General features: G+C 46.8%; 22 protein-coding genes and 1 pseudogene. 19 read left to right on the top strand and 4 right to left on the bottom strand.

Annotated elements, in window-relative coordinates; genetic code table 11:
* The first annotated feature begins 24 nt into the window (after positions 1 to 24).
* The 8 genes from rsxC (at position 25) to gapS6b (ending at position 10,307) form a co-directional block, all read left to right on the top strand.
* Complete coding sequence (gene rsxC, locus AT746_RS05575; RefSeq protein ID WP_335338207.1) at positions 25 to 2,106, top strand: electron transport complex subunit RsxC; 2,082 nt, start codon at positions 25 to 27, stop codon at positions 2,104 to 2,106.
* Complete coding sequence (rsxD, locus tag AT746_RS05570) at positions 2,103 to 3,179, top strand: electron transport complex subunit RsxD (protein WP_062477610.1); 1,077 nt, start codon at positions 2,103 to 2,105, stop codon at positions 3,177 to 3,179. The genes rsxC and rsxD overlap by 4 nt, the downstream gene beginning before the upstream one ends.
* Entirely contained in the window at positions 3,176 to 3,832 is a 657-nt protein-coding gene (rsxG, locus tag AT746_RS05565; RefSeq protein ID WP_062477607.1) for an electron transport complex subunit RsxG, read from the top strand. The genes rsxD and rsxG overlap by 4 nt, the downstream gene beginning before the upstream one ends.
* A complete protein-coding gene (locus AT746_RS05560; RefSeq protein ID WP_062477604.1) occupies positions 3,825 to 4,517 on the top strand; it encodes an electron transport complex subunit E in 693 nt (230 codons plus the stop codon). The genes rsxG and AT746_RS05560 overlap by 8 nt, the downstream gene beginning before the upstream one ends.
* A gap of 9 nt (positions 4,518 to 4,526) precedes the next feature.
* Entirely contained in the window at positions 4,527 to 5,189 is a 663-nt protein-coding gene (gene nth, locus AT746_RS05555) for an endonuclease III (RefSeq protein WP_062477601.1), read from the top strand.
* Positions 5,190 to 5,211: 22 nt separating this feature from the next.
* Positions 5,212 to 6,291, top strand: a complete 1,080-nt coding sequence (locus tag AT746_RS05550; RefSeq protein ID WP_156413636.1) for a hypothetical protein — start codon at positions 5,212 to 5,214, stop codon at positions 6,289 to 6,291.
* Between the two features lie 357 nt (positions 6,292 to 6,648).
* Entirely contained in the window at positions 6,649 to 6,981 is a 333-nt protein-coding gene (gene gapS6a / locus AT746_RS05545; protein ID WP_062477595.1) for a hypothetical protein, read from the top strand.
* Entirely contained in the window at positions 6,978 to 10,307 is a 3,330-nt protein-coding gene (gene gapS6b / locus AT746_RS05540) for a PIN domain-containing protein (RefSeq protein ID WP_062477592.1), read from the top strand. Before gapS6a ends, gapS6b begins: the two co-directional genes overlap by 4 nt.
* A gap of 19 nt (positions 10,308 to 10,326) precedes the next feature.
* Here the strand turns inward: gapS6b and mobV are convergent, their stop codons facing one another.
* Positions 10,327 to 11,238: a MobV family relaxase gene (gene mobV, locus AT746_RS05535; protein WP_062477588.1), complete on the bottom strand. Its 912-nt coding sequence runs from the start codon at positions 11,236 to 11,238 to the stop codon at positions 10,327 to 10,329.
* A gap of 392 nt (positions 11,239 to 11,630) precedes the next feature.
* Between mobV and AT746_RS05530 the strand changes: the two genes are divergently transcribed.
* The 3 genes from AT746_RS05530 (at position 11,631) to AT746_RS05520 (ending at position 14,044) form a co-directional block, all read left to right on the top strand.
* Entirely contained in the window at positions 11,631 to 12,947 is a 1,317-nt protein-coding gene (locus tag AT746_RS05530) for a VapE domain-containing protein (RefSeq protein ID WP_082633162.1), read from the top strand.
* Between the two features lie 440 nt (positions 12,948 to 13,387).
* On the top strand, positions 13,388 to 13,675 hold the full coding sequence (locus AT746_RS05525) for a hypothetical protein (protein ID WP_062477585.1): 288 nt from the start codon (positions 13,388 to 13,390) through the stop codon (positions 13,673 to 13,675).
* Positions 13,676 to 13,837: 162 nt separating this feature from the next.
* A complete protein-coding gene (locus AT746_RS05520) occupies positions 13,838 to 14,044 on the top strand; it encodes a hypothetical protein (protein ID WP_062477582.1) in 207 nt (68 codons plus the stop codon).
* Positions 14,045 to 14,194: 150 nt separating this feature from the next.
* Here the strand turns inward: AT746_RS05520 and AT746_RS05515 are convergent, their stop codons facing one another.
* Both AT746_RS05515 and AT746_RS05510 read right to left on the bottom strand, forming a co-directional pair.
* Positions 14,195 to 14,467, bottom strand: a complete 273-nt coding sequence (locus AT746_RS05515) for a hypothetical protein (protein WP_062477579.1) — start codon at positions 14,465 to 14,467, stop codon at positions 14,195 to 14,197.
* Positions 14,468 to 14,754: 287 nt separating this feature from the next.
* On the bottom strand, positions 14,755 to 16,419 hold the full coding sequence (locus tag AT746_RS05510) for a recombinase family protein (protein ID WP_062477576.1): 1,665 nt from the start codon (positions 16,417 to 16,419) through the stop codon (positions 14,755 to 14,757).
* A gap of 84 nt (positions 16,420 to 16,503) precedes the next feature.
* On the opposite strand from AT746_RS05510, the pseudogene AT746_RS05505 reads away from it, so the two are divergent.
* The 3 genes and pseudogenes from AT746_RS05505 to glpQ form a co-directional block, all read left to right on the top strand.
* A pseudogene (locus AT746_RS05505) lies at positions 16,504 to 16,755 on the top strand (endonuclease III); the annotation flags it as partial.
* A 4-nt stretch (positions 16,756 to 16,759) separates the two neighbouring features.
* Positions 16,760 to 17,143: a lactoylglutathione lyase gene (gloA, locus tag AT746_RS05500; protein WP_062477573.1), complete on the top strand. Its 384-nt coding sequence runs from the start codon at positions 16,760 to 16,762 to the stop codon at positions 17,141 to 17,143.
* Positions 17,140 to 18,111, top strand: a complete 972-nt coding sequence (gene glpQ, locus AT746_RS05495; RefSeq protein WP_082633161.1) for a glycerophosphodiester phosphodiesterase — start codon at positions 17,140 to 17,142, stop codon at positions 18,109 to 18,111. The genes gloA and glpQ overlap by 4 nt, the downstream gene beginning before the upstream one ends.
* A gap of 47 nt (positions 18,112 to 18,158) precedes the next feature.
* Here the strand turns inward: glpQ and AT746_RS05490 are convergent, their stop codons facing one another.
* The gene (locus tag AT746_RS05490) at positions 18,159 to 19,022 is read right to left on the bottom strand and encodes a flagellar protein MotY (protein WP_062477570.1); all 864 of its coding nucleotides are present in this window, start codon (positions 19,020 to 19,022) and stop codon (positions 18,159 to 18,161) included.
* A gap of 174 nt (positions 19,023 to 19,196) precedes the next feature.
* Here AT746_RS05490 and rnt point away from each other — a divergent pair, with 174 nt between their 5' ends.
* The 5 genes from rnt to AT746_RS05465 all read left to right on the top strand — a co-directional run bounded on the left by rnt (position 19,197) and on the right by AT746_RS05465 (position 24,549).
* The gene (gene rnt / locus AT746_RS05485) at positions 19,197 to 19,859 is read left to right on the top strand and encodes a ribonuclease T (protein WP_062483986.1); all 663 of its coding nucleotides are present in this window, start codon (positions 19,197 to 19,199) and stop codon (positions 19,857 to 19,859) included.
* Complete coding sequence (tsaA, locus tag AT746_RS05480; protein WP_062477567.1) at positions 19,846 to 20,580, top strand: tRNA (N6-threonylcarbamoyladenosine(37)-N6)-methyltransferase TrmO; 735 nt, start codon at positions 19,846 to 19,848, stop codon at positions 20,578 to 20,580. Before rnt ends, tsaA begins: the two co-directional genes overlap by 14 nt.
* Before the next feature lie 106 nt (positions 20,581 to 20,686).
* Positions 20,687 to 22,396 (top strand): proline--tRNA ligase, encoded by a 1,710-nt coding sequence (locus AT746_RS05475; RefSeq protein WP_062477564.1) that lies wholly within the window; start codon positions 20,687 to 20,689, stop codon positions 22,394 to 22,396.
* A gap of 186 nt (positions 22,397 to 22,582) precedes the next feature.
* Positions 22,583 to 23,422 carry an MBL fold metallo-hydrolase gene (locus AT746_RS05470; protein WP_062477561.1) on the top strand — a complete coding sequence of 280 codons (840 nt, stop codon included), beginning with the start codon at positions 22,583 to 22,585 and terminating at the stop codon, positions 23,420 to 23,422.
* Positions 23,422 to 24,549, top strand: a complete 1,128-nt coding sequence (locus tag AT746_RS05465) for a patatin-like phospholipase family protein (protein WP_062477559.1) — start codon at positions 23,422 to 23,424, stop codon at positions 24,547 to 24,549. The genes AT746_RS05470 and AT746_RS05465 overlap by 1 nt, the downstream gene beginning before the upstream one ends.
* Positions 24,550 to 24,566 lie beyond the last annotated feature (17 nt).

The raw sequence follows: 24,566 nt of genomic DNA, 5'->3' as shown, positions 1-24,566 counted from the left end.
ATGGTCTGATTAATAGGATTTCCATTGCAGTCACTGATAGAAAAAATTCGCCAGGGCAGCTTCTCGGACTTTCCGGGGGGAGTCTATCCAGGGCAGTTCAAAGAGCTGTCCAATCAGACGCCAATCGCACGGATCCCCTTACCAGATAAACTCTTTATACCGGTAAAGCAGCATATTGGCGTGGAGGGACAACTGAAAGTGGCCGTCGGGGACAAGGTCGACAAAGGTCAGGCCCTGACTCAGAGTATGAACCCTTTTGCTGTGCCGGTACATGCCTCCACATCGGGTGAAATCACCGCCATCACAGAACATGTTTCCGCTCACCCCTCAGGATTACCGGAACTGACTGTCGAATTGACCCCTGACGGTGAAGAACGGTGGGTCGAACTGACACCCATGCTGGATTACCGCCAGCAATCTAAAGCTAAACTGCTGGAAAGCATCTGCCAGGCTGGCATCAGTGGTCTGGGTGGCGCCGGTTTTCCGACCCATATCAAGGTATCTCCGAAAAAAGACATCGAATTTCTGGTCATTAACGGAGTGGAATGCGAGCCCTATATCAGCGCCGATGATCGCCTGATGCGTGAACATAGCTGGCAGATCCGCCAGGGCATTGACATTCTCTGCCATCTTCTGAACCCCAGGTATGTGCTGATTGCCATTGAGGACAATAAGCCTCAGGCCATCAATGCGATGCAGGTGGCCTGTCAGGAAAACCCTGATTACATTATCTGCTCAGTGCCCACCAAGTACCCTGCCGGTGGCGAGAAGCAGCTGATCCAGATGCTTACTGAACGGGAAGTACCGCACAACGGTCTGCCCGTGGATGTCGGTGTGGTGATGCAGAATGTGGCCACCTGCTATGCCATTGCCGACGCCATTTTTACCGGTAAACCCCTGCTACAGAGGGTTGTCACTCTTACCGGCCGGGCACTGCAACATCCGGGAAACGTCTGGGCGTTGCTCGGCACCCCCGTAGCCCACTTGCTTGAGCATGCAGGCATCAAAGCGGCAGAACGGCAAAAGCTGATTATGGGCGGGCCAATGATGGGCTTTGAACTGGTTTCAACACAGGTGCCAGTGGTTAAAATAACCAATTGTATTCTGGCACCCGATAAGCAGGAAATGCCGGTAGCCGCTGACGAACAGCCCTGTATTCGCTGCAGTGCCTGCGCCGATGCCTGCCCCGCTGAGCTGCTGCCACAACAACTTTTCTGGCATGCACAGGCCAAAGAGCTGGATAAGGCCAAAGACTATAACCTGTTTGACTGTATTGAATGTGGGGCCTGTGCCTACGTCTGTCCGAGCAAAATCCCACTGGTACATTACTACCGTATTGCCAAGGCAGAAATACGCACCGAAGAAGAGGAAAAACAAAAGGCCGACAAGGCCCGGGAGCGGTTTGAAGCCAGAAAACAGCGACTGGAGCAGGAAAAAGCCGAACGGGAAGCCCGTCACCAAAGAGCCAGTGAAGCCAGAAAAGCGGCCATGGAAAAAGATGGCGGTGACAACCGGGCCCGGGTAGAGGCGACACTGGCCAGAGCTAAAGCCAAACAAGACGTTGAACAACCCGCCGCTGGGACCTCAGACAAAGTGGCCGCCGCGATTGCACGGGCAAAAGCCAGAAGGCAAGCGGCTCAGGAAAATACTGCCCGGGGAGATCAGGGCGCCAGCCCGGCTGCGGATGATAAGGCCAGTAAAGTGGCTGCTGCAGTAGCTCGCGCCAAAGCCAAAAAACAGGCGGCAGCACAGCAACCGGCTGAACAGAATCAGGATTCCGGCTCCCCTGCGGATGATAAAGCGAGTAAGGTTGCAGCTGCGGTAGCCCGCGCCAAAGCCAAAAAACAGGCGGCAAAACAACAACCGGCTGAACAGAGTCAGGATTCAGGCCCCCCTGCAGAGGATAAAGCCGCCAGGGTCGCCGCTGCGGTGGCCCGTGCCAAAGCGAAAAAGCAAGCGGCTCAGACCCAAAAAGAGCCGGAGCAGACAAGCTCCGACGGCGATACACCATTAATATCCGCTGATAAAGAAAAGAAACAGAAAGTGGCTGCCGCCATTGCCAGAGCCAAGGCTAAAAAAGCCATGAAGGATAAAGACTCATCATGAACACCGCTGTAACCAGTTCGCCCCACCAGTATCATCAGCGCAGCACGGCACAGTTAATGCGCCTGGTTTGTTACGCCACATTACCGGGTTTTGCCGCCCAGTTATGGTTTTTCGGCTGGGGCACACTGATTCAGTTTGCTATCGCCGCCGTCGTTGCCCTGGGCACCGAAGCGCTGATTCTGGAGATCCGTAAAAAAGACTTTGAGAAGGCCTTGTCTGATTGCAGTGCACTACTGACCGCCTTGCTGTTGGCCTTGTGTTTGCCGCCGCTGGCCGAGTGGTGGGTGGTGGCTATCGGCGCTTTCTTTGCCATCGCTATCGTCAAACAGCTCTATGGCGGGCTAGGATTTAACCTGTTTAATCCTGCCATGGCGGCTTATATCGCCCTGCTGGTGTCTTTCCCTGTGGCCATGACAGCCTGGCTGCCACCGCAGGAACTGGCTGCCAGGGGCTATGATTTTCTGGATGCCTGCTACCTGATCTTTACCGGTTTTACCGCCGAAGGTTACAGTCTCAATCAGGTGCGCAGTCTGGCCGATGGTTACACCATGGCGACACCGCTGGACAGTGTAAAAACCGATTTAGGCATGGGACTGACCTATACCGAAGCCCTCGACAAACCTGAGTTCAGCAACGGGCTGGGCGCAGGCTGGTACTGGATTAATCTGGCCTATCTGGCCGGTGGCCTGTTTTTGCTCAAAGTCCGGGCGATTAAATGGCATATCCCGCTGAGTATGCTCGGTGCCATGGCGCTGATTTCCGGTATTCTGCATATCAGTAACAGCGATCTGTTTGCCTCACCATTGTTTCATCTGCTCAGTGGCGGCACCATGCTCGGCGCTTTTTTTATTGCCACGGACCCGGTGTCAGCCAGCACCACAAATAAAGGCCGCTTGATTTTCGGTGCCTTTATTGGTGTCTGGATTATTATCATCCGCACCTGGGGCGGTTATCCCGATGCCATCGCTTTTGCCGTTGTACTGATGAATATGGCGGTGCCGTTGATCGATTATTACACCCGGCCGCGAACTTATGGCCACAGTCGCGCCAGACAAAAGGTGAAAAAGTCATGACCAGAAGTATGCAGAAAAATGGCTATATTCTGGCCGCCTTTGCGCTGGTAACCTCGGGCCTGATTGCACTGACAGATTTTTTTACCAGTCCGGTTATTCAACAACAGCAGCGCAACGAGCTGCAAAAAACCCTTAACAGCATTATTCCGCCCCACTGGCACGATAATGATCTGGAGCATGACTGCACCCTGGTGGTCAATTCAGAGTTGCTGGGTAATGCAGAGCCAAAGACTGTCTATCGGGCCAGACTCGATGGCCAGCCACAGGCACTGGCCATTGAAACCATGACGCCAAATGGCTACAGCGGCAATATTCGCCTGATTGTCGGTGTCGGTGCTGATGGTATTATCAGTGGCGTGCGCGTGCTGGAGCACAGAGAAACACCGGGGCTGGGAGATAAAATAGAAAGGCGGATTTCTGACTGGATATTAAGCTTTGACGGCAAGTCCCTGACCGATAGCAACCAGAAAAGCTGGGCCGTACGCAAAGATGGTGGCGATTTTGATCAGTTTACCGGTGCCACTATCACCCCCAGAGCCGTGGTGGAGTCTGTGAGAAAAGCATTGGTTTTTGTAACACAGCGCCAGAGTGAGCTCTATCAGGCCGGGAATCAGTGCCTGCCTCAGAATCCTCAGGAGAGTCAGCATGAGTGAGTATAAAACCCTTTCCCATCAGGGCCTGTGGAAAAACAATGCGGCTCTGGTGCAACTGCTGGGACTTTGCCCGTTGCTGGCCGTGACCGGCACCCTGATCAACGGGCTGGGTCTGGGGCTGGCCACCACCTTAGTGTTAATCGGCTCCAATACCACCGTCTCACTGGTACGTAACTGGGTGCCAAATGAGATCCGTATTCCTATCTTCGTGATGATTATCGCCGCCTTTGTGACCATAGTGCAGTTATTGATGAATGCCTTTACCTTTAACCTCTATCTGGCACTGGGTATTTTTATTCCGCTGATCGTCACAAACTGCGCCATCATAGGCCGGGCGGAAGCTTATGCGTCAAAAAATCCGGTTAAGTTCGCCGCCTTCGACGGTCTGATGATGGGACTGGGGTTCTCAATAGTACTGGTGTTACTCGGTGCCATGCGCGAGTTGCTGGGTTATGGCACCCTGTTTGTCGGGGCTGAATTTTTACTCGGTGACTGGGCCAAATCCTTATTGATCACCTTTTTCCACAGTGACAATAACTTTCTACTGGCCATTTTACCGCCCGGCGCCTTTATTGGTATGGGCCTTCTGATTGCGCTGAAAAACCTGCTCGACAAACGCTTTGAGCAACTGGCCCGGGCCCCTGATAAAGTAGTACAGCGTGCCAGAGTCACCGCTGAAAATTAAAGGTCCGCTATGAATAACCTTAAACGCAGAGAAATCCTCAGCCGTCTGCGCGACGATAACCCCCACCCTACTACGGAGCTTAACTACAACAGCCCGTTTGAATTGCTGATCGCGGTGATCTTATCCGCACAGGCTACTGATGTGGGGGTGAATAAGGCCACAGCCAGACTTTATCCGGTAGCCAATAGCCCTGAAGCCATTCTGGCTCTGGGGGTTGATGGCCTGAAAGACTATATCAAAACCATCGGCCTGTTTAACGCCAAAGCCGAAAATGTAATCAAAACCTGCCGTATACTGGTGGAACAACATGGCTCACAGGTGCCCCAGGACAGAGCCGCACTGGAAGCCCTGCCGGGAGTTGGCCGTAAAACAGCCAATGTGGTGCTCAATACCGCCTTTGGCTGGCTAAAAGATAATGAAGGTAGATACTTCCTCGCCGTTGATACGCACATTCAGCGCGTGGCGAACCGTACTGGCTACGCCAAAGGCAAGACGGTTGAGCAGACTGAGCAAGCGATTATAAAAAATACTCCTAACAAAAAAGAGTTTATGTTCAACCTACACCACTGGTTTATCTTGCATGGCCGATATGTCTGCACGGCGCGCAAGCCGAAGTGCGGTGCCTGTATCATTGAAGACTTGTGTGAGTTCAAAGAGAAGACCGAATATTGAATATATCAAAAGTGAGTTCTCAATGAGGTTAGTACTGATTTCCGGTGCAGGTTTATCCGCAACATCTGGCGCGCCAACTTATGAGGAGATTTCAGAACATCCTCTGTATCAAAAGTTTTTGTCAAAATCCAGCTGTGAAGCACTAGCTGCTTCAGAAGAAATCAGAAATGCCTTTGAGCAATATAGTCCGAGCTCAGTTCATAAAGAGTGCAGTAGACTCGAAGAGATCTGTAGATACATGAATATTGAATTCATGCATTACACATTGAATATTGACAATCTGCTCGAGCAATCAGGCGGTACGGTTACCCATGTCTACGGCTGTATCAATAATATCCAATCACTATTAGATCAGAGAGACCTTCCTACAGTTGATCTATCTACATTTATCTGGGAAAGGGGGGATATAGTTTTCTTTCTGGGTATAAGTGAAGATGGTTTGCCGCTGGCACATATTGAATCCATGATCATTACAGCAGGGGGGACGCCGTATCATTACAATCTAAGTAAACAGCCTCATCTCACCGGTAAACAAGTCCAAGGTGATCTCTTGGATATACTGTCTTGTACTGAAGTTTTACGATACGTCCCTCTGACATTTGAGGATTTTGACGTTGGAGAGAAAATCCCAGTGCAAGTTGCTCAATTCGAGCTATTGGGCGAACAGTACGAGATTTATTTTACTCCCAAAACTGACACAACCTCTACTTTGCCCGCTGAAACTTTAGCTCACATTGAACAAGTTACAGGGGTAATTACTGATGAGCATACTTACGAAATAAAATTTGACCTTGTAAGTAATCGTGAAAAATGTACGCCATATCAACGACCTAAGAGCAATTTCCAACTAAAAGAGATGCGCATTCTCGGGGAGATAATTATTGCCTTCATCAACGCACACAGCGCCACCATAGACGTATCGTTGTACATAGCCCAGGCTCAATATTCGAAACTCAACGCCTTTTATGCTAGGCTTGCAAATGTAACTAAAAAAAGGGTAGAATTTGACCACTGGTTATTGAGCCACAAAGATCATGGTTACTCAGAGGGGGATTATCATGCTTTCAAACCGACAAGGCGAACTTTCCCAACGCAAAATTGATGGTATGCGAGCTTTAGGTGCAGCCTTCACAAAGGCCTTAAAAGAAGGCAGTACTCGCAAAGTAACACGCGTCAATAGCAAGTAACAAAGGTTGTTAACTCTTACAGTTTCCAAAAGCCGACTGGTCAGTCGGCTTTTTTCTTTTAACTGTGCATAAACTTCTCTCTCAGCCTTATCCAAATTGCTCGCTTCTCCTATGCCGTCTTGGCGTCGAGTAATCCTGTTTTGGCTACTCCAAAGACAATTATTTTCAATACTACACTTGAAAAACTCTTCAGTTAAGCAAAGTATAACTAAACAGCAAAACCAATATCTGTAAAAATGGATAGTCATGCGAAATAAAAACCGGAGTACTCCATGATTTCTGAGGCTATCACTACATCAATATTAGCCAGCACCATCTACGACATGCTGAAGCACTCATTGGCCCTCTCAAGAGCAAACCTCAAAGACCGTTTGAAAAACTGGCTTGTTGATGATTCAACACTGAGAGCGTTAGAAAACCAGATTTCCCGCATGGAACTCAATAGTGATATGAGTGAATCTGCAATTGAAAGGAGCCTGCTCGCCTCTAACGACACTCTGGAGATCATCCGCCAGATTAAACCCAACAAATCCACAACAATAATTCAGACACACTCAGGCAAAGGCGACAATGTAGCCGGTAATAAGATAATTAACCACCAATGATAAAGGACAATGGCCCCCCCACTGGGCGGATTATTCAAAACCATTCTGGACTTGGAGATAACGTCAGAGAAAAGCACGTTCACCAAGCAATAACTCCATCAGTAATCCAGAAACCGATTGTTGATATACTCACTAGCCTTCGTCATCGCAACATAGACACTGCCAAAGAAAAACTCACAACACTTCAAACAACAGATCAACTCGATGCCTCTACTACAGCAATATTGTCGGCAGCCTCTGTGCTTGTTGAACTGGCATACGGCCAGCCTCCAGAAAATAGCTATTCACAAATAGAAAACTGCATCAGAGCCTTTCCTGATGGCCTTTTTAACGACATTGCCCTTTCAATTTTGATGAGGCTAGATCTCCACAACGAAAGGAGTAAAGATGCCATCTCCAGATATGAGGTCACTAGCCCGCAGGGTGAATATTGCCAGGAAGTGTATTTTGAGTTTATTGCTACAAAAAACTATCTTGAGAGTCATTTCACCAGCAAAGCAACTGCCTTAACAGAGATAACACTATGCGGATTGACCCGAGGGCTACTGCGATGTGAGAGTCTTGAGCAGTCCGTCGCGGCTGCCGAGCGCCTAAAAACTATCTACCCATCCTTCAATAGCAAAGTTGTAAGCTTGATTACACGCTGTAATCATTTCAACAGTCTAATTTCTCCAACGCATTATTGGCTCATAACCCGCTCAGAAAAAAGGCTGGTTATGGAACTTGTAGACGAGGCCATAGCACTGCTGAATGAATGTCAGGGCAAAGACAAAAGATTGATTATTCAATCAATTGGCTTTCTAAACTATTTTGGCGGAAGCGAAGACCGCTTGATCGATGCTTGCTGGAAGCACATTTCCGCCATTGAGCAACTGGACTCTAAGGCAGCCTCGATTCTGCGGAGTATAAAGGAACGTAGCTCGAACACCCTTACAGGCCCTCAGGCTGAAATCGATAAGGCAGAGAGGGACTTCTCTTATCGAAAATTCTTGATTAAGCGTCTAACAGAAAATGCGGAGATCTCACGAGAGCAATTTTTCATACTCAGTCATATCGCCCAATCCAATGACATTGCTCAGTGGCTCAATCGAGGCGGTAAGGTTGACACAACCAACGATATAGAACGACACTTTGTCACTATAGAATTACTTTGTCTTAAAGACGATGGCAGCCCAAAATCCAAGCTGGAAATCAAAAACGCAGTTGCTAAGTTAGTATCAGCCCACACAAGTGAGTTATCACAATTAAACCCGCACAGAATGCTGGACTTAACCACCAAATTAACTGATGCCGATCTAGCCTCACAAGTATGCACTCTTTTGAATCCGGTAGTACCCAAAGGAGATTTATGGCTATCACCACTTGTTAGAATCTACATCATCGCTCTTTTTAACAGCCACCAACTGATCACCCTCAAAGCTATATTAGATGACATACCAGCGGAAGACTGGTGCGGATTCTTGTGGGAAGTCAAAGCTAGACAGCTTGAGAGGATCAATGATATATCCGGTGCTATCGAGGCCATGGAGTCAGCACTGAAGTTGGATGCTGATCCTCTCCCACTATGGCATTACTTAATTCATCTGCACAAAAGAAATCAAACACCAAAAGCAAAGTATGCGGCTCTACTCAAAAATATTCCCAACGAGTTGTTCATACGTCCATCCAAGCTGGCATTGCCATTACTCATTGAAATATCCTGCAACGATGGTTTTTTTCGGGCTGAGAATATTCTTGTCAACTGGTTTGTAGAAAACCCGAACGACTGTGCTAAAGATATAACCAATTTCCATTTTTCCAAGGCAGCACTTAAAAAAGAGGATTTGCACCTCGAGCCATCAAAAACAACAGATGTATGTCTAGGGGGCTTCAATTTCCTTCTCGAAGGAAAAGCAGTCTCCAAACTGATAGTACAGAATATCGAACCAAGTCACTCCTCGTTGCTGAAAAGTGACTCCCCATTGGGTGAGATTTTGCTTAATATGCAGGTGGGAGAGAGCGCCAACCATGGGATGCAGGAAGTCAAACTTGTGGAGGTTTTACCACCCTACGTTGCAATACTGAGGATGGCATGCGATCTGAGACAAACCAACAATGATGGCAGTGATTGCTTTTATCAGTTGTCGCTACCTGAGGACCCGGAAGAAATGATCAGCAGCGTAGAAAGAAAACTGCTGCTCAGCACGGACGGTACCGAAGAAGCCATATGCTCTAACCCAGCAATCCCTCTATTTCTAAAAGGACACCGATTTGAAAAGCAGTGTCCTGTGCACGCAGCACTTAATCAGTACTGCTCAACTTCTTCTATCAAACACCCGCTGCCGAACTTTGGGGAAAGTCAACCAAGTCAAATCATCTTAGATGTTTATGCAATTGTCTACCTTGGTTTAACCGGGTTGATTCATGGCCTGATTCAGAGCACTACCACCTTGGCGATCACCATGGAAACCAAGGCCTTACTTGAAGCATTCCTTGAAAATATTAACAGGGAAGACTATATGAGGATGGGCATTGAGAAAGACACAAGAAAAATAAGAATAACGACGTCTGCACATGTAAAGGCGTATACCGCCGATGTTCAAAACGCGATAAAGCACGCACTTGAAACAGCGGAAATAATAACCCCGCGTTTAGTGGATATGCCGCCAGACATTGTGCAGATCCACGCCTCAGTAGATGAATCGGTGTATTCAAGCCTCAGCCTTTCTATTTCGAACGATATACCATGGCTATGCATTGATCCAACGTTTGCCCAATTATCAAAGCAAGCAAGCTATCCAATAGCGAATTCCTTGCAATTTTGTATGTCCATCAGTGTAAATTTAGATATTGAGCAAAAACTTGTAGGGCTCTATCGCCATGTCACTTGTGGAATCCCTTATCCGCTCACTTACGAAGAGCTATTACAACTAGCCAGATCCAAGGATGAGTACTCAAACTACTTTTTGGCGAAGCTGCTACAAATGTATCCTAACGCCTATCAGAACACTGAAGAGGCAATAGCACACCTTCATAAAATCTTGGTGATTACTCTCGCTCAAACTATTTTTAACGGAGAGACCTCACGGAAAAATTGGATGACAAACCCCGGAAACTTTGAGTATACAGAGCATGTCTTCAATTCCTGCTGTCAGCTTGCAATCCACCAAGCTGATGGTAAAGAAGCTGAGCAAAAACTTGCGTTGTTACTATGCGCTGTTATGGAGCATTTACGACACATACCAAAGTTAAATATCCTAATCAGACAACTAGCTACTCAGTTTATCGAAGGCCACTTTATGAGTTTTGACGCAATCAACACCCACATTCGAGAGATTACTAAATAGACTTATCTGTACCCTTATTTTACATACGCCGTCTTGGCACGGGGTGCTCCCTTTTAGGCTTATCCTCGACTTCCTCTATAAACTCATCTGCTTCACGCTTAAACTGGTTATTGCCCTCATAGATCATGCCCCAACGGTCCATCAGTCGTTCTTTTAGAGCAGTTAAGCAATATCGGACAGTATTTGAATGTTCCACCACTGCTTTTTTAATGTCAGAAGTAATGGCGTCTAACAACTGACGTCCTCGTAGTATTTTTTTGTTTAGGTCGTTGCACTGACGCTCAAGCTCATGCTTCTCTGCTCGAAGCTCTGGTAATGAATGATTAACCAACGAATTGTATTCAGTTAGGGATTGGTGGGTGGCTCGAGACCCCTTTACCCCCCTGTCAAGTCCGTACTTTCCCGCGACTTCCTGATGAAACTGATCTTGGATCTGTGACAGCCGATGTTTATTTCCACCGAAGAGCTTTCTGAAGTTCAGCGAGTTATCGCCTTGAGGAATCGGAGAAAAAATGACATGGAGGTGATCTGTCGTTTCGCATCTGTGCACTTGTGCTGTAATGATGCTTTCCGCCCCCACGAACTTGCCAACCCATCGAACACAGTCTCTAAAATATCGTATGCGCTGTTCTACTGCCAGCTGCAACATCGCCTCAGGTGAGGCGGTAAAAACCGCCTCAACAGCTAAGACAGCGTTTTTTCGGGGGGACTTTGACATGCGTTCAAGTCGGGCTCGCAAACGAGCCAAAGCACTGTCGCTATCCTTTACGTACTTGGCGATCAAATTTTGATTAAGATGATACTTACTGGAGTCAGCATTGGGTGTCTCTTGCTCACGAAAAACATGCATGAGTGAACGTCGCACTTCACCAATTGACTTAAGCTTCTCCAATCGAAATATTCCATAGCTCTTTAATTGTTCGTTCATCATGCTCCTCCTTGCTTTTTATTATATATCAAATGAATTCATTTTAGATTTACATTCATGATATTTATGAAGGTGTGAATGTATAGACAAAATATGATTTATAAGTAAACGAAGGACTTACTCCGCATTTCTTCGAAATACCGTAAGCTCTGCGAGGCAAAAAAAACATTTCTAACTGGCATCAACTTCCTAAGAGAGATAAGTCCTTTAAATTCAAACTATTAAGATTAAATAATTCAATCGCGATGCTTTTAAAAAAAATCAGCTACTATCATGAATGTGAAATGAGGCAAGCGGGTGCCCCAATTGCCTAAGGTTAAGTTCAACAGGAAGAAGCTAGCATCTTATCTCGAATGAACAGAGCGATGTTATGCTGGTAATCAAATGGAGTTTCTATGTTTAATTCAATCAATCCTATCCAAAACATCCACTCATGGGGATCTAGCACCGTACGGTCATGTACAAAACCTGACTTCCCAGATTTTTCTACGAGCTGTAAGGGCAAAACAACTCTTTTAAATACGGCTGAAAACCTTGAAGCAATGATCGAACATTTGGGTTATCGGGTACAACGAAACGCAATGAACCTAGAACTGGAGGTAACCAAAAATAACGAAGTGATTTTTACGTCATTTGATGCCTTACGTAGTAACTTGGTTGGCTGGTGTGGCCGTTTTGGATTGCCGAAGATAGCTATCGACGACCATCTTTCCGCCATTGCGGAAGAAAACTGCGTTCACCCCGTAGCAAAGTGGCTGGAAGACGGAAACTGGGATGGAACTAATAGAGTAGAAAAGGTGATCTCATGCCTCAACGCAAAGAACCCTGGCGATGCTAAAGTGGTTCTTCAACACTGGCTAATAGGCTGCGTTGCATCCCTTTACGAAGCTGACTTTAGCTCAAAGCTTGTGCCGATAATACAAGGCGATCAAAGCTTCATGAAAACAACCGCAATAAAACGTATTTGCAGCGTTGTTTCAGGTGCCTTTTTGGAGGGTGCTGAATTGAACCCTGACGTAAAAGATTCTGTGTTGAGTGTTATTAAAAGTTGGGTAGTTGAACTTGGTGAATTAGAGCGAACGAGCAGAAACTCACAGGGTAGCTTAAAGGCTTTTATCACGCGACAAATAGATACAGTGCGCCCACCGTATGCGCGCATCGACGTGCAGAAACCTCGACAAACTCACTTAATTGCGTCCGTCAACGGAACCAATTTTCTAAAGGATGATAGCGGTAATAGTCGTTATGTAGTGATTGAACTCAAAGAAGCCGTAGATATAAAGCAGCTTAACTACCTGTTGGGGTGGAGTTATGAACAAGGTCGCATCCAGCTTCAAGAACCGAATAAACTTAAGCAATTTTGGCTAGAAGTAAAACATTGCTATGAGTCAGGCAAAAGTTGGAACCTAACTCCTGACCAAGTGGCACAATTTGCGCTGAACAACGACAAACATGCTGACAAAGGTGGCTGGTATGAAATACTGCTTGATCGTTATGTGCTTGTAGACGATGAGGCATGCACTAAACGCTTGTTTAAAGCAACAGATATTTGCGATCTTGAGAAGATTGATAAGCGATTCGTAAGGCAGGTAGGACAAGCATTGACACGTCTAGTCGCTGAAGGAAAAATACAAAGCCAGAAAGGAAGAGCCAATGCAACTTATTATGAGTTGAAACTTTCTAGATCACGCGATAAGAATGGTTTTTACTAAACTCCACCCTTTATTACAAGTACTCACGATATCGTGGGTATTTTTTTAGCAAAAACAACTTTATTGTAAAACAACTATAACATTAACAGAACAACCCCATAAACTAATAGAGCGAACCTAACAAAATGGTTAAATGGTTAAATGGTTAATAAGATCTAGAACATTAACAAATGTCACATAAGAAGTTTTCATGATTTTATCTACACGATAGATCACCATTAACCAATTAACCCAAAACCGGGAAACAAAAAAGGCACTTGCAACCCCAAATATTTAACATTATTGACAGTAATATAATAAAACTTTAAACACAGCCAACCAACACATTGATTTAAAAGACAAAATAGTCTCAAAAAAACTTGGATTTTCTGGCCTGCTCCAATAAAAATCAGCTAAAATAAAATCAACTGGAATCTGGAAAGCAAAAAAAAGGAATCAACATGTCTAGGACGACAGAACACACAAAGACCTCATTAAACAAACGAATTTCCCAAACAGAAAATTCTGCTGACATTTCCCACCAAGACCAAAATAGCCGTCTGATTAAAGCATCAAACAGTGGACTACTTGTTGCGCAAGGATACGAATTGGCTGTCATTGACAAACGAGGAAAGATCGTGAAAAAAGGTATCAGTATAGGAAATCAAATCTTCGAAGAATTGTCAGCACAAGTCATAAAAAGTTTCTGCGCCAGATTCAAAGGTTTTACCGATGCTGATTTCAAATAGAAAGCAGATATGATGATCCTGCAATAATAAGTATAAATGTTCATCATAAACCCCCATAACTGTAGAGCTTTACTTTTATAGAGTTTTTCAATGACATACTAACCGCTGACATTAATTTTAGAGATAATTGAATTAACCTTTCAGATTTATAAGAGAAAACGAATGAAAATTGAAAATTTTTTTAAGACCAAACCAGCTTCATCTTACACATTTCTGACATCGGGCGGAACTTACAATATCAAATTAAACAAGGAAGAAGCATGTGTTGCTCTCAAGATACATGACTATGGAGTAGACGCAATCACTGATAAAGAAAGAATTATTCTTCATTCACTGATAGGAAAGCTGAAGGAAAAAATTTGGCCTTAACTTTCCTCTATGAGACTGTAAAATCTTTTGAGTTAGTGGACTGAGTTGCAGAGGACGACGTTAACGCTGGTCATAAAATCCCCCCTGAGAAGAATGGAGCACAAACCATGTGTTTTACGTCCTTTTCAGTACAGTAAAGAGTCGAGCGACCTACCGATTTCGTCTTCTTTTCAAGTCCATAACTGATGAAATAGAGTTCAATACTATTTTATTTTTTTGATTTTTTTCACTTTTTATTTTACGGATGACACAGTCTCTAAATCCATCTACATTTTTTTCTTCGACAAGACAGCTCTCAACAAAACCCTCTAGAGCAGAAATACTGTCTACATCGCTTAATTCTTCAAACAGCTTACTTACCAAGTCCTTATTTGAACCTTGTTTAAATATTTTTATAAATAGGTTGAGTTCCAATTCTGACATTCCACCCTCATTTTGTTTTGTACAAATCGCCACTTTTTATTTAAATTATGCAGATCCATTTAAATAGAAAATTATCACACATTAATAATAGCATTGATTTTTTAGTTTTATCAAACTTTATTAACTGGTTATAAATTCGCAACATCATTAGCTCTGGGAAAGAGTGAATGTGAATAACCTAATTTCATCTAGGATAGATATTATCTACTAACTCATATTTTCAGCCTTCCACTAACATTAGGCTTCGAATTGTTAATAATTAATCCACTTAATCGCCCACTTATCCATCAGGCAAGATCAAAACCAGCCATGAGTTCTCCTGAGTACTTGTCTAGTCTAAGCATTCGCTTCTTTCCATTATGAAACTCTAATGTTAGGTCAAAGCACTTATCCGTTTGACCCCCAGTTAATTGAGCGTCAATCAAGCTTTCCAATCCTTTTAAATCCAGCTTTTCTTTTACATCAACTTGTAGAGTGACTGACTTGAACGTGTCTTTAACCAGCTGACGTAGCTGCAAACGCCTTTCACTATCCAGCCTGTTCAGGTTCTCGGTCAGAGATAGCCAACGCTCTGTCACTTCATCCCTGTATGAATTGTCGATCCTAGCCAGTTTATTTTTGTTAACAGTAATTTTTTCCCGGATATCAATAACTTCAGATTCAAGAGTTCTAATTTTATTAGCAATTGCCTGTGGGGGCTCTTCAGTAAGAATAAGTAAAGTTTCTAGCAGTGAATCAATGTTTCGTTCGACTTTTTCTAACCGAGTTTTAAGTTGTACTTCTTCAGCATTAATGTCATCGCGGTCACTGCCATTGAGCAAGATCCGCTGTAAGTTGACTTTATCCTGACAAAAGCGCACAAGGGCCTTCTCGACGATATCTATCTGGATAGTCGACTTCATAGAACAGTTGTTATTTCGTCTAGCTTCTATGCAGCCATACCGCTTGTGACTGCTTTTTACATCATCAATTTCTTTTTTTCTATATATAACGTGAGAACCGACGGACCTGCCACACCTCCCGCACTTGAATACATCAATCCCGGCAAGAATCCCAACAAACTTTTGCGAGTGCTTGATCGCGCCACGCTTTGATGAATCAGCGACTAATGAATTGAACTCGCTGTGAGTGATCAATGCCGGGAAGTAACCATCCAAAATGTAATCAATTTCCCCCACTTTGACCTGAAGTTCACCAACTAAAGAGCGGCGCTTAACCTCTTTATACACATTTGCTCCTGTGTGGTGTACTGTCCCAGCACCGAATTCAAAATTAAGCACTTCGGCAATTTTCAAACCACCATATCCACGCTTATATAGTTCAATTTTTCGCAGGACAATGTCACGTTCTCGCGGCTCGAAAACAAAGCCTTTAATATTCTCATCCCACTTCACCCATTTAGGTGCCTTACCACATTTAACCCGGAATTCACGCTTACCAGCCAACCAGTCTTCACACTGCGCAGTAAGAACATCACGAACACGTTTAGACTTCGTTGCACTTTCCTCATTTGCCCGAATAAAAATCATCAACATAGCAAATAGCTCAAACGGATTTTCATCAATAAGCTGCTTGTTATACTCCTTGTTGTCCATTGCTGTTATCACAGTGATACCAGCATTTATAATCTGGGTGATAATGCTGTTACAATCAGTTACCCCTCTCCTGGATATCCTGTCTAGACTCTCAATTAATAAGATAGAACCAACTGGAACTTTTCCTTGCTGTATAGCACTCAAAAAGGTGCCCAATGCACCTTTCGTAATATTCGTTCCATGGAACGCACTAAGGCCAAGATCCCGCATGGTTAGCGAATCATCAAGCCTTAACCCCCTTTCATCAGCTATTTTCTTTGCATAGCTCATTTGGCGAGAGAGAGAATGACCTTTGGCCTGTTCCGCGGTTGAAAAACGGATGTAACTGTATAATAGTGGTTTGAGGGCGTTCGGCATTGCAAGAGCTCCTTTCCCAACGTTGCCAGAGATGATTCCATCGTTGATTTTATACCAAAATATACACAACATCTGTTTTAATTATCTTTTGGCTGGCCAACCATCGCCGTGGATACGCATATCTTCAGAGTCAGTAACCGCACCGGCCTGGCTAAAGGAAAAAACGTCAACGAGGTGGAGCAGAAACTGCTCAAAGTGGTACCCAAAGAATTTAAAGTGGATGTGCATCACTGGCTGATCCTGCATGGACGCTATATCTGTGTGGCCAGAAAGCCGCGCTGTGGCGCCTGCCTGATCGAAGATTTATGTGAGTTTAAAGACAAAACGGAGGATTAGCGTCATGCGCTTATTACATACCATGCTCAGAGTCGGCGACTTACAGCGCTCCATCGATTTTTATACCGGATTGCTGGGAATGAAACTGCTGCGCCAGTCTGATAATCCGCAATATCGCTATACCCTCGCTTTCGTCGGATATGGTGAGGAAACGGATCACACTGTATTAGAGCTGACGTACAACTGGGACCAGCACAGCTATGAAATGGGTGAGGCTTTCGGGCATATCGCCATAGGCTGTGAAGATATTTACAGCCTGTGTAAAACCCTCAATGCCAAAGGGGCTGATGTCTATCGGGAGCCTGGGCCGGTCAAAGGTGGCAGCACCGAAATTGCCTTTGTCCGTGACCCCGATGGTTATGCCATAGAGCTGATCCAGCGGCAGTGAAACACGCACAGCTCCAAATCTGGCTGGGCTCGCTGGTACTCGCCTTTTTCAGTGTCACTGCCATAGCCACACCCCTCATCATTGCCCACCGAGGCGCCTCCGGCTACCTGCCGGAACACACGCTTGAGGCTGCCATACTTGCTTATGCTCAGGGTGCCGATTATATCGAGCAGGATCTGGTACTGAGTAAAGACGCGGTGCCGGTTGTATTGCATGATATCCATCTGGATACCGTTACCGATGTGGCTGAGCACTATCCCGACCGAGCCAGAGAGGATGGCCGCTTTTATGTCATAGATTTCACTCTGGCCGAGCTGAAAACCCTTTGGGTTAATGAACGCCGGGATCCTGAGGGCCACCAGGTGTACCCGACACGGTATCGGGGCAACGGCCACTTTCGTATTGCCACTTTCACCGAACAGCTGGAGCTGATTCAGGAACTTAACCGCACCACAAACAAGCAGGTGGGTTTGTATCCGGAAATCAAGGCGCCAGCCTTTCACCGCCAGGAAGGTCAGGATATCAGCCAGATAGTGATGAGCCTGTTACGTGAGCATGATCTGGACCGCAGCGATGCCAGAATCTTTTTACAGTGCTTTGATTTTGATGAAATAAAGCGTCTGCGCACTGAACTTAATGCCAGGCTGCCAATTATTCAGCTGATCGGTGAAAACGCCTGGCGGGAGAGCACTACTGATTATGCTTATCTGCAAAGCTCAGAAGGATTGGCTGAGGTGGCCCGCTATGCCCAGGGAATCGGCCCATGGCTGCCTCAGCTGATAGATATTAACAGTGGAAAACCATTGTCGCTGGTTAAACAGGCCAGAGCCGCCGGACTGGTGATTCATCCTTATACCCTCAGAGTTGATGACTTGCACGGCGAGATGAGCTGGTCCCAATGGCTTAAGGTACTAAAGGATCTGCAGATAGACGGGATTTTTACCGACTTCCCTGACCGCATACGCTGATCGCCAGCCTTCAAAGCACAGCAATAAACGGACGAACAGACTCTGGATTAAAGTCTGTCCATCCGGATCACAACCCGCCGGTTTTTGGCCCGCGACAGCTCATTCGTGTTCGGGGCAATATGGCGCCGCTCACCATGTCCGGTCACTTCGATTCTGCCCTCCGGCACGCCCATTCCGGTAAAGTAATTTTTAACTTTTTCTGCCCGGCGGACAGAGAGCTGCTCATTGTGCCAGCTACCGCCATAGCTGTCGGTATAGGCATCCAACAGCACCAGTTCAAGCTCAGGATCTTCTTTGAGATACTCACCGATCATGTTCAGTTTTTTCTTTGACTGACGGGTAAATTCATCGGAATTTTTTTCATAGGTCAATACCGAGTATGCAATATCCTCAAAGCTGAAGGGCAACAAATTGGCAACGCATTGGGAAAAGGCATAATACTGACGGACAAAATTACTGGCATTAAGCCCCACCGCCACTTTGTCATAGGGATTGTGCCAGTCCTGATAGTAAATGGTAGGCCAGTATCCTTTCTCCAGCTCCGATAAAATAGTCCAGGCCGCCTGTTCCGGCAAATCGCCATTAAACTGTTTGCGAATGGACATATCGGCAATTTCTTTTTGCATCGCACCGGGCATCCACGAGGGCGGAATGGAATAGACCGCGGCCACGCCATACTGCTTGGGCAGCCTCTGCATGGCCAGCTCAAACTCCAGATTCAGTTCCTTACTGGCCTGGCTGGTGAACAGGGCATCACCATACCCTGGTATAGTGTGGCTCAGGGTACATTGCAGGCGGGATTGATTGAGTAATTGCCATTGCGAATCCTCCACTTTGGCCGCATAGTGCCGGATACTGGCAGAGGCGGGCAATACCAATATTGCCATCAGCGCCACAATACACTTTTTCATGCTTTATCCTGTTATCTGCAGACGAACCCGGCCTGTGATGACCCACAGACCTGATTATACTCATTACACTATAGTCAATATACTCATCTTATCGGCAACAGGGACCGTCACTTGATGGCAAAATTGCCCCGGAATTGGCATAATGCCGCGCCCCCAAGTTGCAAAAAGGTCACAATGACAGCGCCAACACCACAACTCAAGCAAAGATTCAGAGGCTATTTTCCGGTGGTTATTGATGTGGAAACCGCTGGCTTTAATCATCAAACCGACGCCCTGCTGGAGATAGCCGCCGTAACACTGAAGATGGATGAACAGGGGCTGTTACACAAAGATCAGACTTTTCATCACCATATTCAGCCTTTTGCCGGCGCCAATCTGGAAAAAGCGGCACTGGAGTTTAATGGTATCGACCCATATTGCGCTTTGCGCGGCGCCATTGACGAGAGTGACGCGATGAAAGATTTGTGCAAGCAGATCCGCAAGCAGCAAAAACAGGCGGACTGCCAGCGCTCGGTGATCGTGGCCCATAATGCCGCCTTTGATCAGAATTTTGTCAATGCTGCCATTGAGCGCTGTGGGATCAAACGCACCCCATTTCATCCATTCGTCTCCTTTGATACCACCAGCCTTGCGGCCCTGGCATTCGGTCAGACCGTACTGGTGAAAGCCTGTCAGGCGGCCGGAGTCTCCTTTGATCAGAATGAGGCCCACTCGGCCTTATATGACGCCTCGAAAACCGCCGATCTGTTCTGCACTATCATCAATCGCTGGCACCACCTGGGGGGCTGGCCGCTCTGTGAACAGGAACCGCAGGGACAGGCGAATGACAACAACTGAGCCGGCACCCATATCTCTGCAACCATTGGGGATTATCCACACTCCTTACAAGCAAAAGTTCGCCATCCCCCGCCAGCCCGGTCTGGTCAGTGAGGCCATAGGTGAAATCCGTTTTTTTTCACCTTTTAATGACATCAATTGTTTCCGCGGTATTGAGCAGTTTTCTCATCTGTGGCTGCTGTTCCGCTTTCATCAGGTTCAGGAGCGCGGCTGGAAACCGACAGTCCGCCCGCCAAGACTGGGAGGCAATCAGCGTGTTGGCGTCTTTGCCAGTCGCAGTACCCACAGACCCAACGGGCTGGGTTTATCCGTGGTGGAATTTGTCAGTCTGAAGACAGATAAGGGTCAGGTGAGCCTGCAGGTCAGAGGCATGGATCTGCTCGATGGCACCCCCATTGTCGACATCAAACCATATCTGCCTTATGCCGATGCGCATCCCGGGGCCGCCGGTGGTTTTGCCAGTCAAGCCCCGCAGCCTGTACCGGTAAGGTTCTCAGCAGATGCTATGATCCAGCTTGAGCAACTGAGCCCGGAACCGGACAAAATGCAGCGCCTGATCCAGGCTGTACTGGCCCAGGACCCCCGCCCTGCCTACAAATCCAGCCAATCCCGGCCACAATCTTTTGCCATACGTCTGGATAATCTGAATATTCACTGGCAAAGTGAGCAGAATCGCATCGAAGTGGTGGGCATTGAGAACATTTGTGCCGAAAAAGCATAAAAATCTGCTGACTACACTTCTGCCCTGACGGGGGGGCTGTTAGAATGGCGCCCGATTTTTGGTCAAGGTACCCTCAGAATCAGGTGCCTACTATTGAGTGATGCCTATGCGAAGCAGTCAGTATTTACTATCAACCAAGAAAGAAACGCCTGCCAGCGCGGAAATCATCAGTCATCAGCTGATGATTCGTGCCGGTATGATCCGCAAACTGGCTTCCGGTATGTATACCTGGCTTCCAACCGGACTCAGGGTGCTGAACAAGGTCACCAATATTGTGCGCGAAGAAATGGTCAGAGCGGGCGCGCTGGAAATCTTAATGCCCATGGTGCAACCTGCCGATCTGTGGCAGGAGTCCGGACGCTGGGATGAGTATGGCCCGGAATTACTGCGGCTGAATGACAGACATAAGCGTGACTTTGTATTAGGCCCCACTCATGAAGAAGTCATCACTAACCTGGTCAAGCGTGAAGTCAGCAGTTACAAGCAACTGCCACTGAATCTGTTTCAGATCCAGACTAAATTCCGTGATGAAGTGCGCCCCCGTTTCGGTGTGATGCGCAGCCGCGAGTTTATCATGAAGGATGCTTATTCTTTTCACCTGACTCAGGAGTCCCTGGAACAATCTTATCAGCAGATGTTCCGTGCCTACTGCAACATTTTTGAGCGCATTGGCCTGAGTTATCGCCCGGTTATCGCCGACAACGGCTCGATTGGCGGCAGTATGTCGCACGAATTTCATGTATTGGCGGACTCGGGGGAAGATGCCATTGCCTTCAGTACTGAGTCTGATTTTGCCGCGAATGTGGAAATGGCTGAACTCAAAGGGCCTCAGCAATCCCCGGTTGCCCCACAAGGGGAAATGGAACTGGTCGAAACCCCCAAAGCCACTACTATCGCGGAATTGGTTGAACAATTCCCGGTACCCATAGAAAAGACCGTGAAAACCCTGATCGTCAAAGCCAGTGATCAATGCGACAGCGAGCTGGTTGCCTTGCTGGTACGTGGTGATCATGAATTAAACGAAGTAAAAGCCGAAAAACTGCCTCAGGTGGCCAGCCCGCTGACTTTTGCCACGGAAGAAGAAATCCGCCGCAGTATAGGCGCAGGTCCGGGCTCACTGGGCCCGGTCAATCTGCCTATCCCTTTTATCATCGATCACAGCGTCGCCTGTATCAGTGATTTTGCTGCCGGCGCCAATATCGACGGTAAGCACTTTTTCAATATCAACTGGCAACGCGACGTTGAACCTGCTGAAAGCGCGGATATCCGCAATGTTCAGGCGGGTGACCCGTCTCCTGACGGTAAGGGTGTACTGGAGATTAAGCGCGGTATCGAAGTGGGCCATATTTTCCAGCTTGGCGATAAATACTCACAGTCAATGAACTGCGGTGTACTGACCGAGTCAGGCAAACACCAGCCGCTGTCTATGGGCTGTTATGGTATCGGCGTGACCCGCATTGTGGCGGCCGCTATTGAGCAGAATCATGACAAATTCGGCATCACCTGGCCGGATGCTATTGCGCCCTTTAAAGTCGCCATCATTCCCATGAATATGCATAAATCCCATCGTATTCAGGAGGCTGCCAACCAGCTGTACAATCAGCTGATTGAAGCGGGAGTGGATGTGCTTATCGATGATCGCAAAGAGCGCCCCGGTGTGATGTTTGCGGATATGGAACTGATTGGGGTACCTCATCAGATCATCATCGGTGAACGTAATCTGGATGAAAACAAGGTGGAATATAAAAATCGCCGCAGCGGCGAAAAACAACTGATGGTGCTGGACCAGATTGCCGGCTTTGTCAGCGGTTTGTAACAGGTTTTGCTGAGTATTGAAAATGCCGGTTAATAACCGGCATTTTTTATCTATACAGATATTCCCGCGAATATACCTGACAAAAGCTGATCGAACTTTGATGTTCCTGTAGCTTATACTGTTATTGATTTATATTGCGCTTCGGATGGAGCCGACGTTGAGATCAGAAACAGGTCAGATAAGAATATGAAATTAACCTTTTATGGTGTCAGAGGCTCAGTGCCCACACCGGGTCCCGAGTATGTCCGCTACGGCGGCAATACCGCCTGTGTGCATATCGAACTGAATGATGGCACCGATATTATCCTGGATGCCGGCACCGGCATCCGCAATCTGGGGAAAAAGCTACTCCGGAAACAGGATGATATCCATCTGCTGTTGACCCATAATCACTGGGATCATATTCAGGGTTTTCCTTTCTTCGCGCCTATTTATCAGGCGGGAAGAAATATTTATATCACCCCAGGGCAGACCACACCCGATACGCCATATGCCATTCTTGAGCAAATGAGTGGCAGTTATTTTCCGGTGGATTATAAGACATTACCTTCGAACATCTGTATTGAGCCGATACCTGACAATGTTTCAAGCTGGTCTGTTAACAGCGCCACCATCACACGTAATAAAATGAATCATCCCGGTAATGGCAGTGCCTTTTTAATCGAGGCTGATAATGCCAGGGTTGCCTATATCACCGATAACGAGCTCTATCCTCCGTATAAAAAAGCCACGGATTTTCTCGACTGGGTCAACTTTGCCAAAGAGGCTGACCTGATTATCCATGATGCCCAGTATATGTTATCCGATATGCCAAAAAAATCGGGCTGGGGTCACTCTGTAGCCGAAGAAGCTGTAAAGTTGGCTATGGCCTGCCGGGCCAGACAACTGGCTCTTTACAGCCATGATGAAATGCGCACCGATGCGGAGATCGAATCCGTTGAACAGCACTGCCAGGAAGTGATTGAAATCGGCCAGATGGATCTTAAGCTGTTCGCCGCAGCTGAAGGGATTTGCGTGAACCTATAATGCTCGAACGACACAGATTTTCCCTGCTGCTCAGTGGTGGTGGTGCCAGAGCCGCCTATCAGGTTGGCGTACTCAAAGCCATTACTCATCTGCTGCCACGCAGCCACAGCCTGCCCTTTCCGATTATCTGCGGTACCTCAGCCGGCGCTATTAATGCCACCTCGCTGGCTTGCTATGCTTCCTGTTATCATCTTGGTGTCAGAAAGATGGAATGGGTATGGAAAAACTTTCGCAGTGAACAGGTGTACAAGAGCGATCTGACATCAGTATTTGGTTACTTACTCAAAAATCAGTTGCAGGGGTTACAGACAAAAGATCATCCCCGCCGCCCTACCAGCCTGCTGGACAACAGTCCGCTCAACCATCTGCTCAGACAAAATATGGAGTTTAACCGCCTCGATCGCAATATCCAGCGCGGTTACCTTAAAGCCATCAGTGTTACCGCTTCGAGCTACAGTACCAATGATTCTATCAGCTTCTTTCAGGGCGCTTCGGACCTGCAACCCTGGCGGCGGGCTAAGCGCCAGGGCACTATCAGCCAACTTAATGTCGAGCATCTGATGGCGTCCTCCGCCATTCCTCTGGTGTTCCCCAGTGTTCGCATCGCAGAGCAATATTATGGGGATGGCTCAATCCATCAGCTATCGCCCTTAAGTACCCCCATACATTTAGGCGCAGAAAAAATTCTGGTGATAGGGGTGGAACAACCGAAACCAGACAAAAAGCATCAGCTTCAGCACCATCCCAGCAGCGCCATGATTGCCGGCCATTTGCTGGATACGATTTTTGCAGATACGCTGCATGCTGATTTGGAGCGTCTGTACCGTATTAACCATACTCTGTCATTACTCAGTGACAAACAGCGTAAAGCCACCCACCTTAAGCCTATTGATTGCCTGGTCATCAATCCCAACGTCAATTTTAATGAGATTGCCGCCCGCTATTACCAACGTCTGCCCAGAGGCGTGCGCACATTGATGCGACTGATTGGTATTCGCCCGGATTCAGAATCCAGCTTGCTCAGCTATCTGCTGTTTGATGGTCCCTTTTGCCAGGCACTTATCCAGCAAGGTTATGAGGATGGTGTACAACGCCTCGAAGAGATTGGTGCGTTTCTGGAAATATAACACTAATCGGAAGTACC

The organism is Lacimicrobium alkaliphilum (assembly GCF_001466725.1).
In the GTDB taxonomy this organism is placed as follows: domain Bacteria; phylum Pseudomonadota; class Gammaproteobacteria; order Enterobacterales; family Alteromonadaceae; genus Lacimicrobium; species Lacimicrobium alkaliphilum_B.
The sequence above is the reverse complement of the archived record's forward strand: the minus strand, read 5'-3'. Positions and strand labels throughout refer to the sequence as shown.

What these genes read in the sequence shown, in the direction of transcription:
- rsxD (WP_062477610.1), top strand. Translation starts at nt 2,103, where the DNA reads ATGAACACCGCTGTAACCAGTTCGCCCCACCAGTATCATCAGCGCAGC.
- rsxG (WP_062477607.1), top strand. Translation starts at nt 3,176, where the DNA reads ATGACCAGAAGTATGCAGAAAAATGGCTATATTCTGGCCGCCTTTGCG.
- AT746_RS05560 (WP_062477604.1), top strand. Translation starts at nt 3,825, where the DNA reads ATGAGTGAGTATAAAACCCTTTCCCATCAGGGCCTGTGGAAAAACAAT.
- nth (WP_062477601.1), top strand. Translation starts at nt 4,527, where the DNA reads ATGAATAACCTTAAACGCAGAGAAATCCTCAGCCGTCTGCGCGACGAT.
- AT746_RS05550 (WP_156413636.1), top strand. Translation starts at nt 5,212, where the DNA reads ATGAGGTTAGTACTGATTTCCGGTGCAGGTTTATCCGCAACATCTGGC.
- gapS6a (WP_062477595.1), top strand. Translation starts at nt 6,649, where the DNA reads ATGATTTCTGAGGCTATCACTACATCAATATTAGCCAGCACCATCTAC.
- gapS6b (WP_062477592.1), top strand. Translation starts at nt 6,978, where the DNA reads ATGATAAAGGACAATGGCCCCCCCACTGGGCGGATTATTCAAAACCAT.
- mobV (WP_062477588.1), bottom strand. Translation starts at nt 11,238, where the DNA reads ATGATGAACGAACAATTAAAGAGCTATGGAATATTTCGATTGGAGAAG.
- AT746_RS05530 (WP_082633162.1), top strand. Translation starts at nt 11,631, where the DNA reads ATGTTTAATTCAATCAATCCTATCCAAAACATCCACTCATGGGGATCT.
- AT746_RS05525 (WP_062477585.1), top strand. Translation starts at nt 13,388, where the DNA reads ATGTCTAGGACGACAGAACACACAAAGACCTCATTAAACAAACGAATT.
- AT746_RS05520 (WP_062477582.1), top strand. Translation starts at nt 13,838, where the DNA reads ATGAAAATTGAAAATTTTTTTAAGACCAAACCAGCTTCATCTTACACA.
- AT746_RS05515 (WP_062477579.1), bottom strand. Translation starts at nt 14,467, where the DNA reads ATGTCAGAATTGGAACTCAACCTATTTATAAAAATATTTAAACAAGGT.
- AT746_RS05510 (WP_062477576.1), bottom strand. Translation starts at nt 16,419, where the DNA reads ATGCCGAACGCCCTCAAACCACTATTATACAGTTACATCCGTTTTTCA.
- gloA (WP_062477573.1), top strand. Translation starts at nt 16,760, where the DNA reads ATGCGCTTATTACATACCATGCTCAGAGTCGGCGACTTACAGCGCTCC.
- AT746_RS05490 (WP_062477570.1), bottom strand. Translation starts at nt 19,022, where the DNA reads ATGAAAAAGTGTATTGTGGCGCTGATGGCAATATTGGTATTGCCCGCC.
- rnt (WP_062483986.1), top strand. Translation starts at nt 19,197, where the DNA reads ATGACAGCGCCAACACCACAACTCAAGCAAAGATTCAGAGGCTATTTT.
- tsaA (WP_062477567.1), top strand. Translation starts at nt 19,846, where the DNA reads ATGACAACAACTGAGCCGGCACCCATATCTCTGCAACCATTGGGGATT.
- AT746_RS05475 (WP_062477564.1), top strand. Translation starts at nt 20,687, where the DNA reads ATGCGAAGCAGTCAGTATTTACTATCAACCAAGAAAGAAACGCCTGCC.
- AT746_RS05470 (WP_062477561.1), top strand. Translation starts at nt 22,583, where the DNA reads ATGAAATTAACCTTTTATGGTGTCAGAGGCTCAGTGCCCACACCGGGT.
- AT746_RS05465 (WP_062477559.1), top strand. Translation starts at nt 23,422, where the DNA reads ATGCTCGAACGACACAGATTTTCCCTGCTGCTCAGTGGTGGTGGTGCC.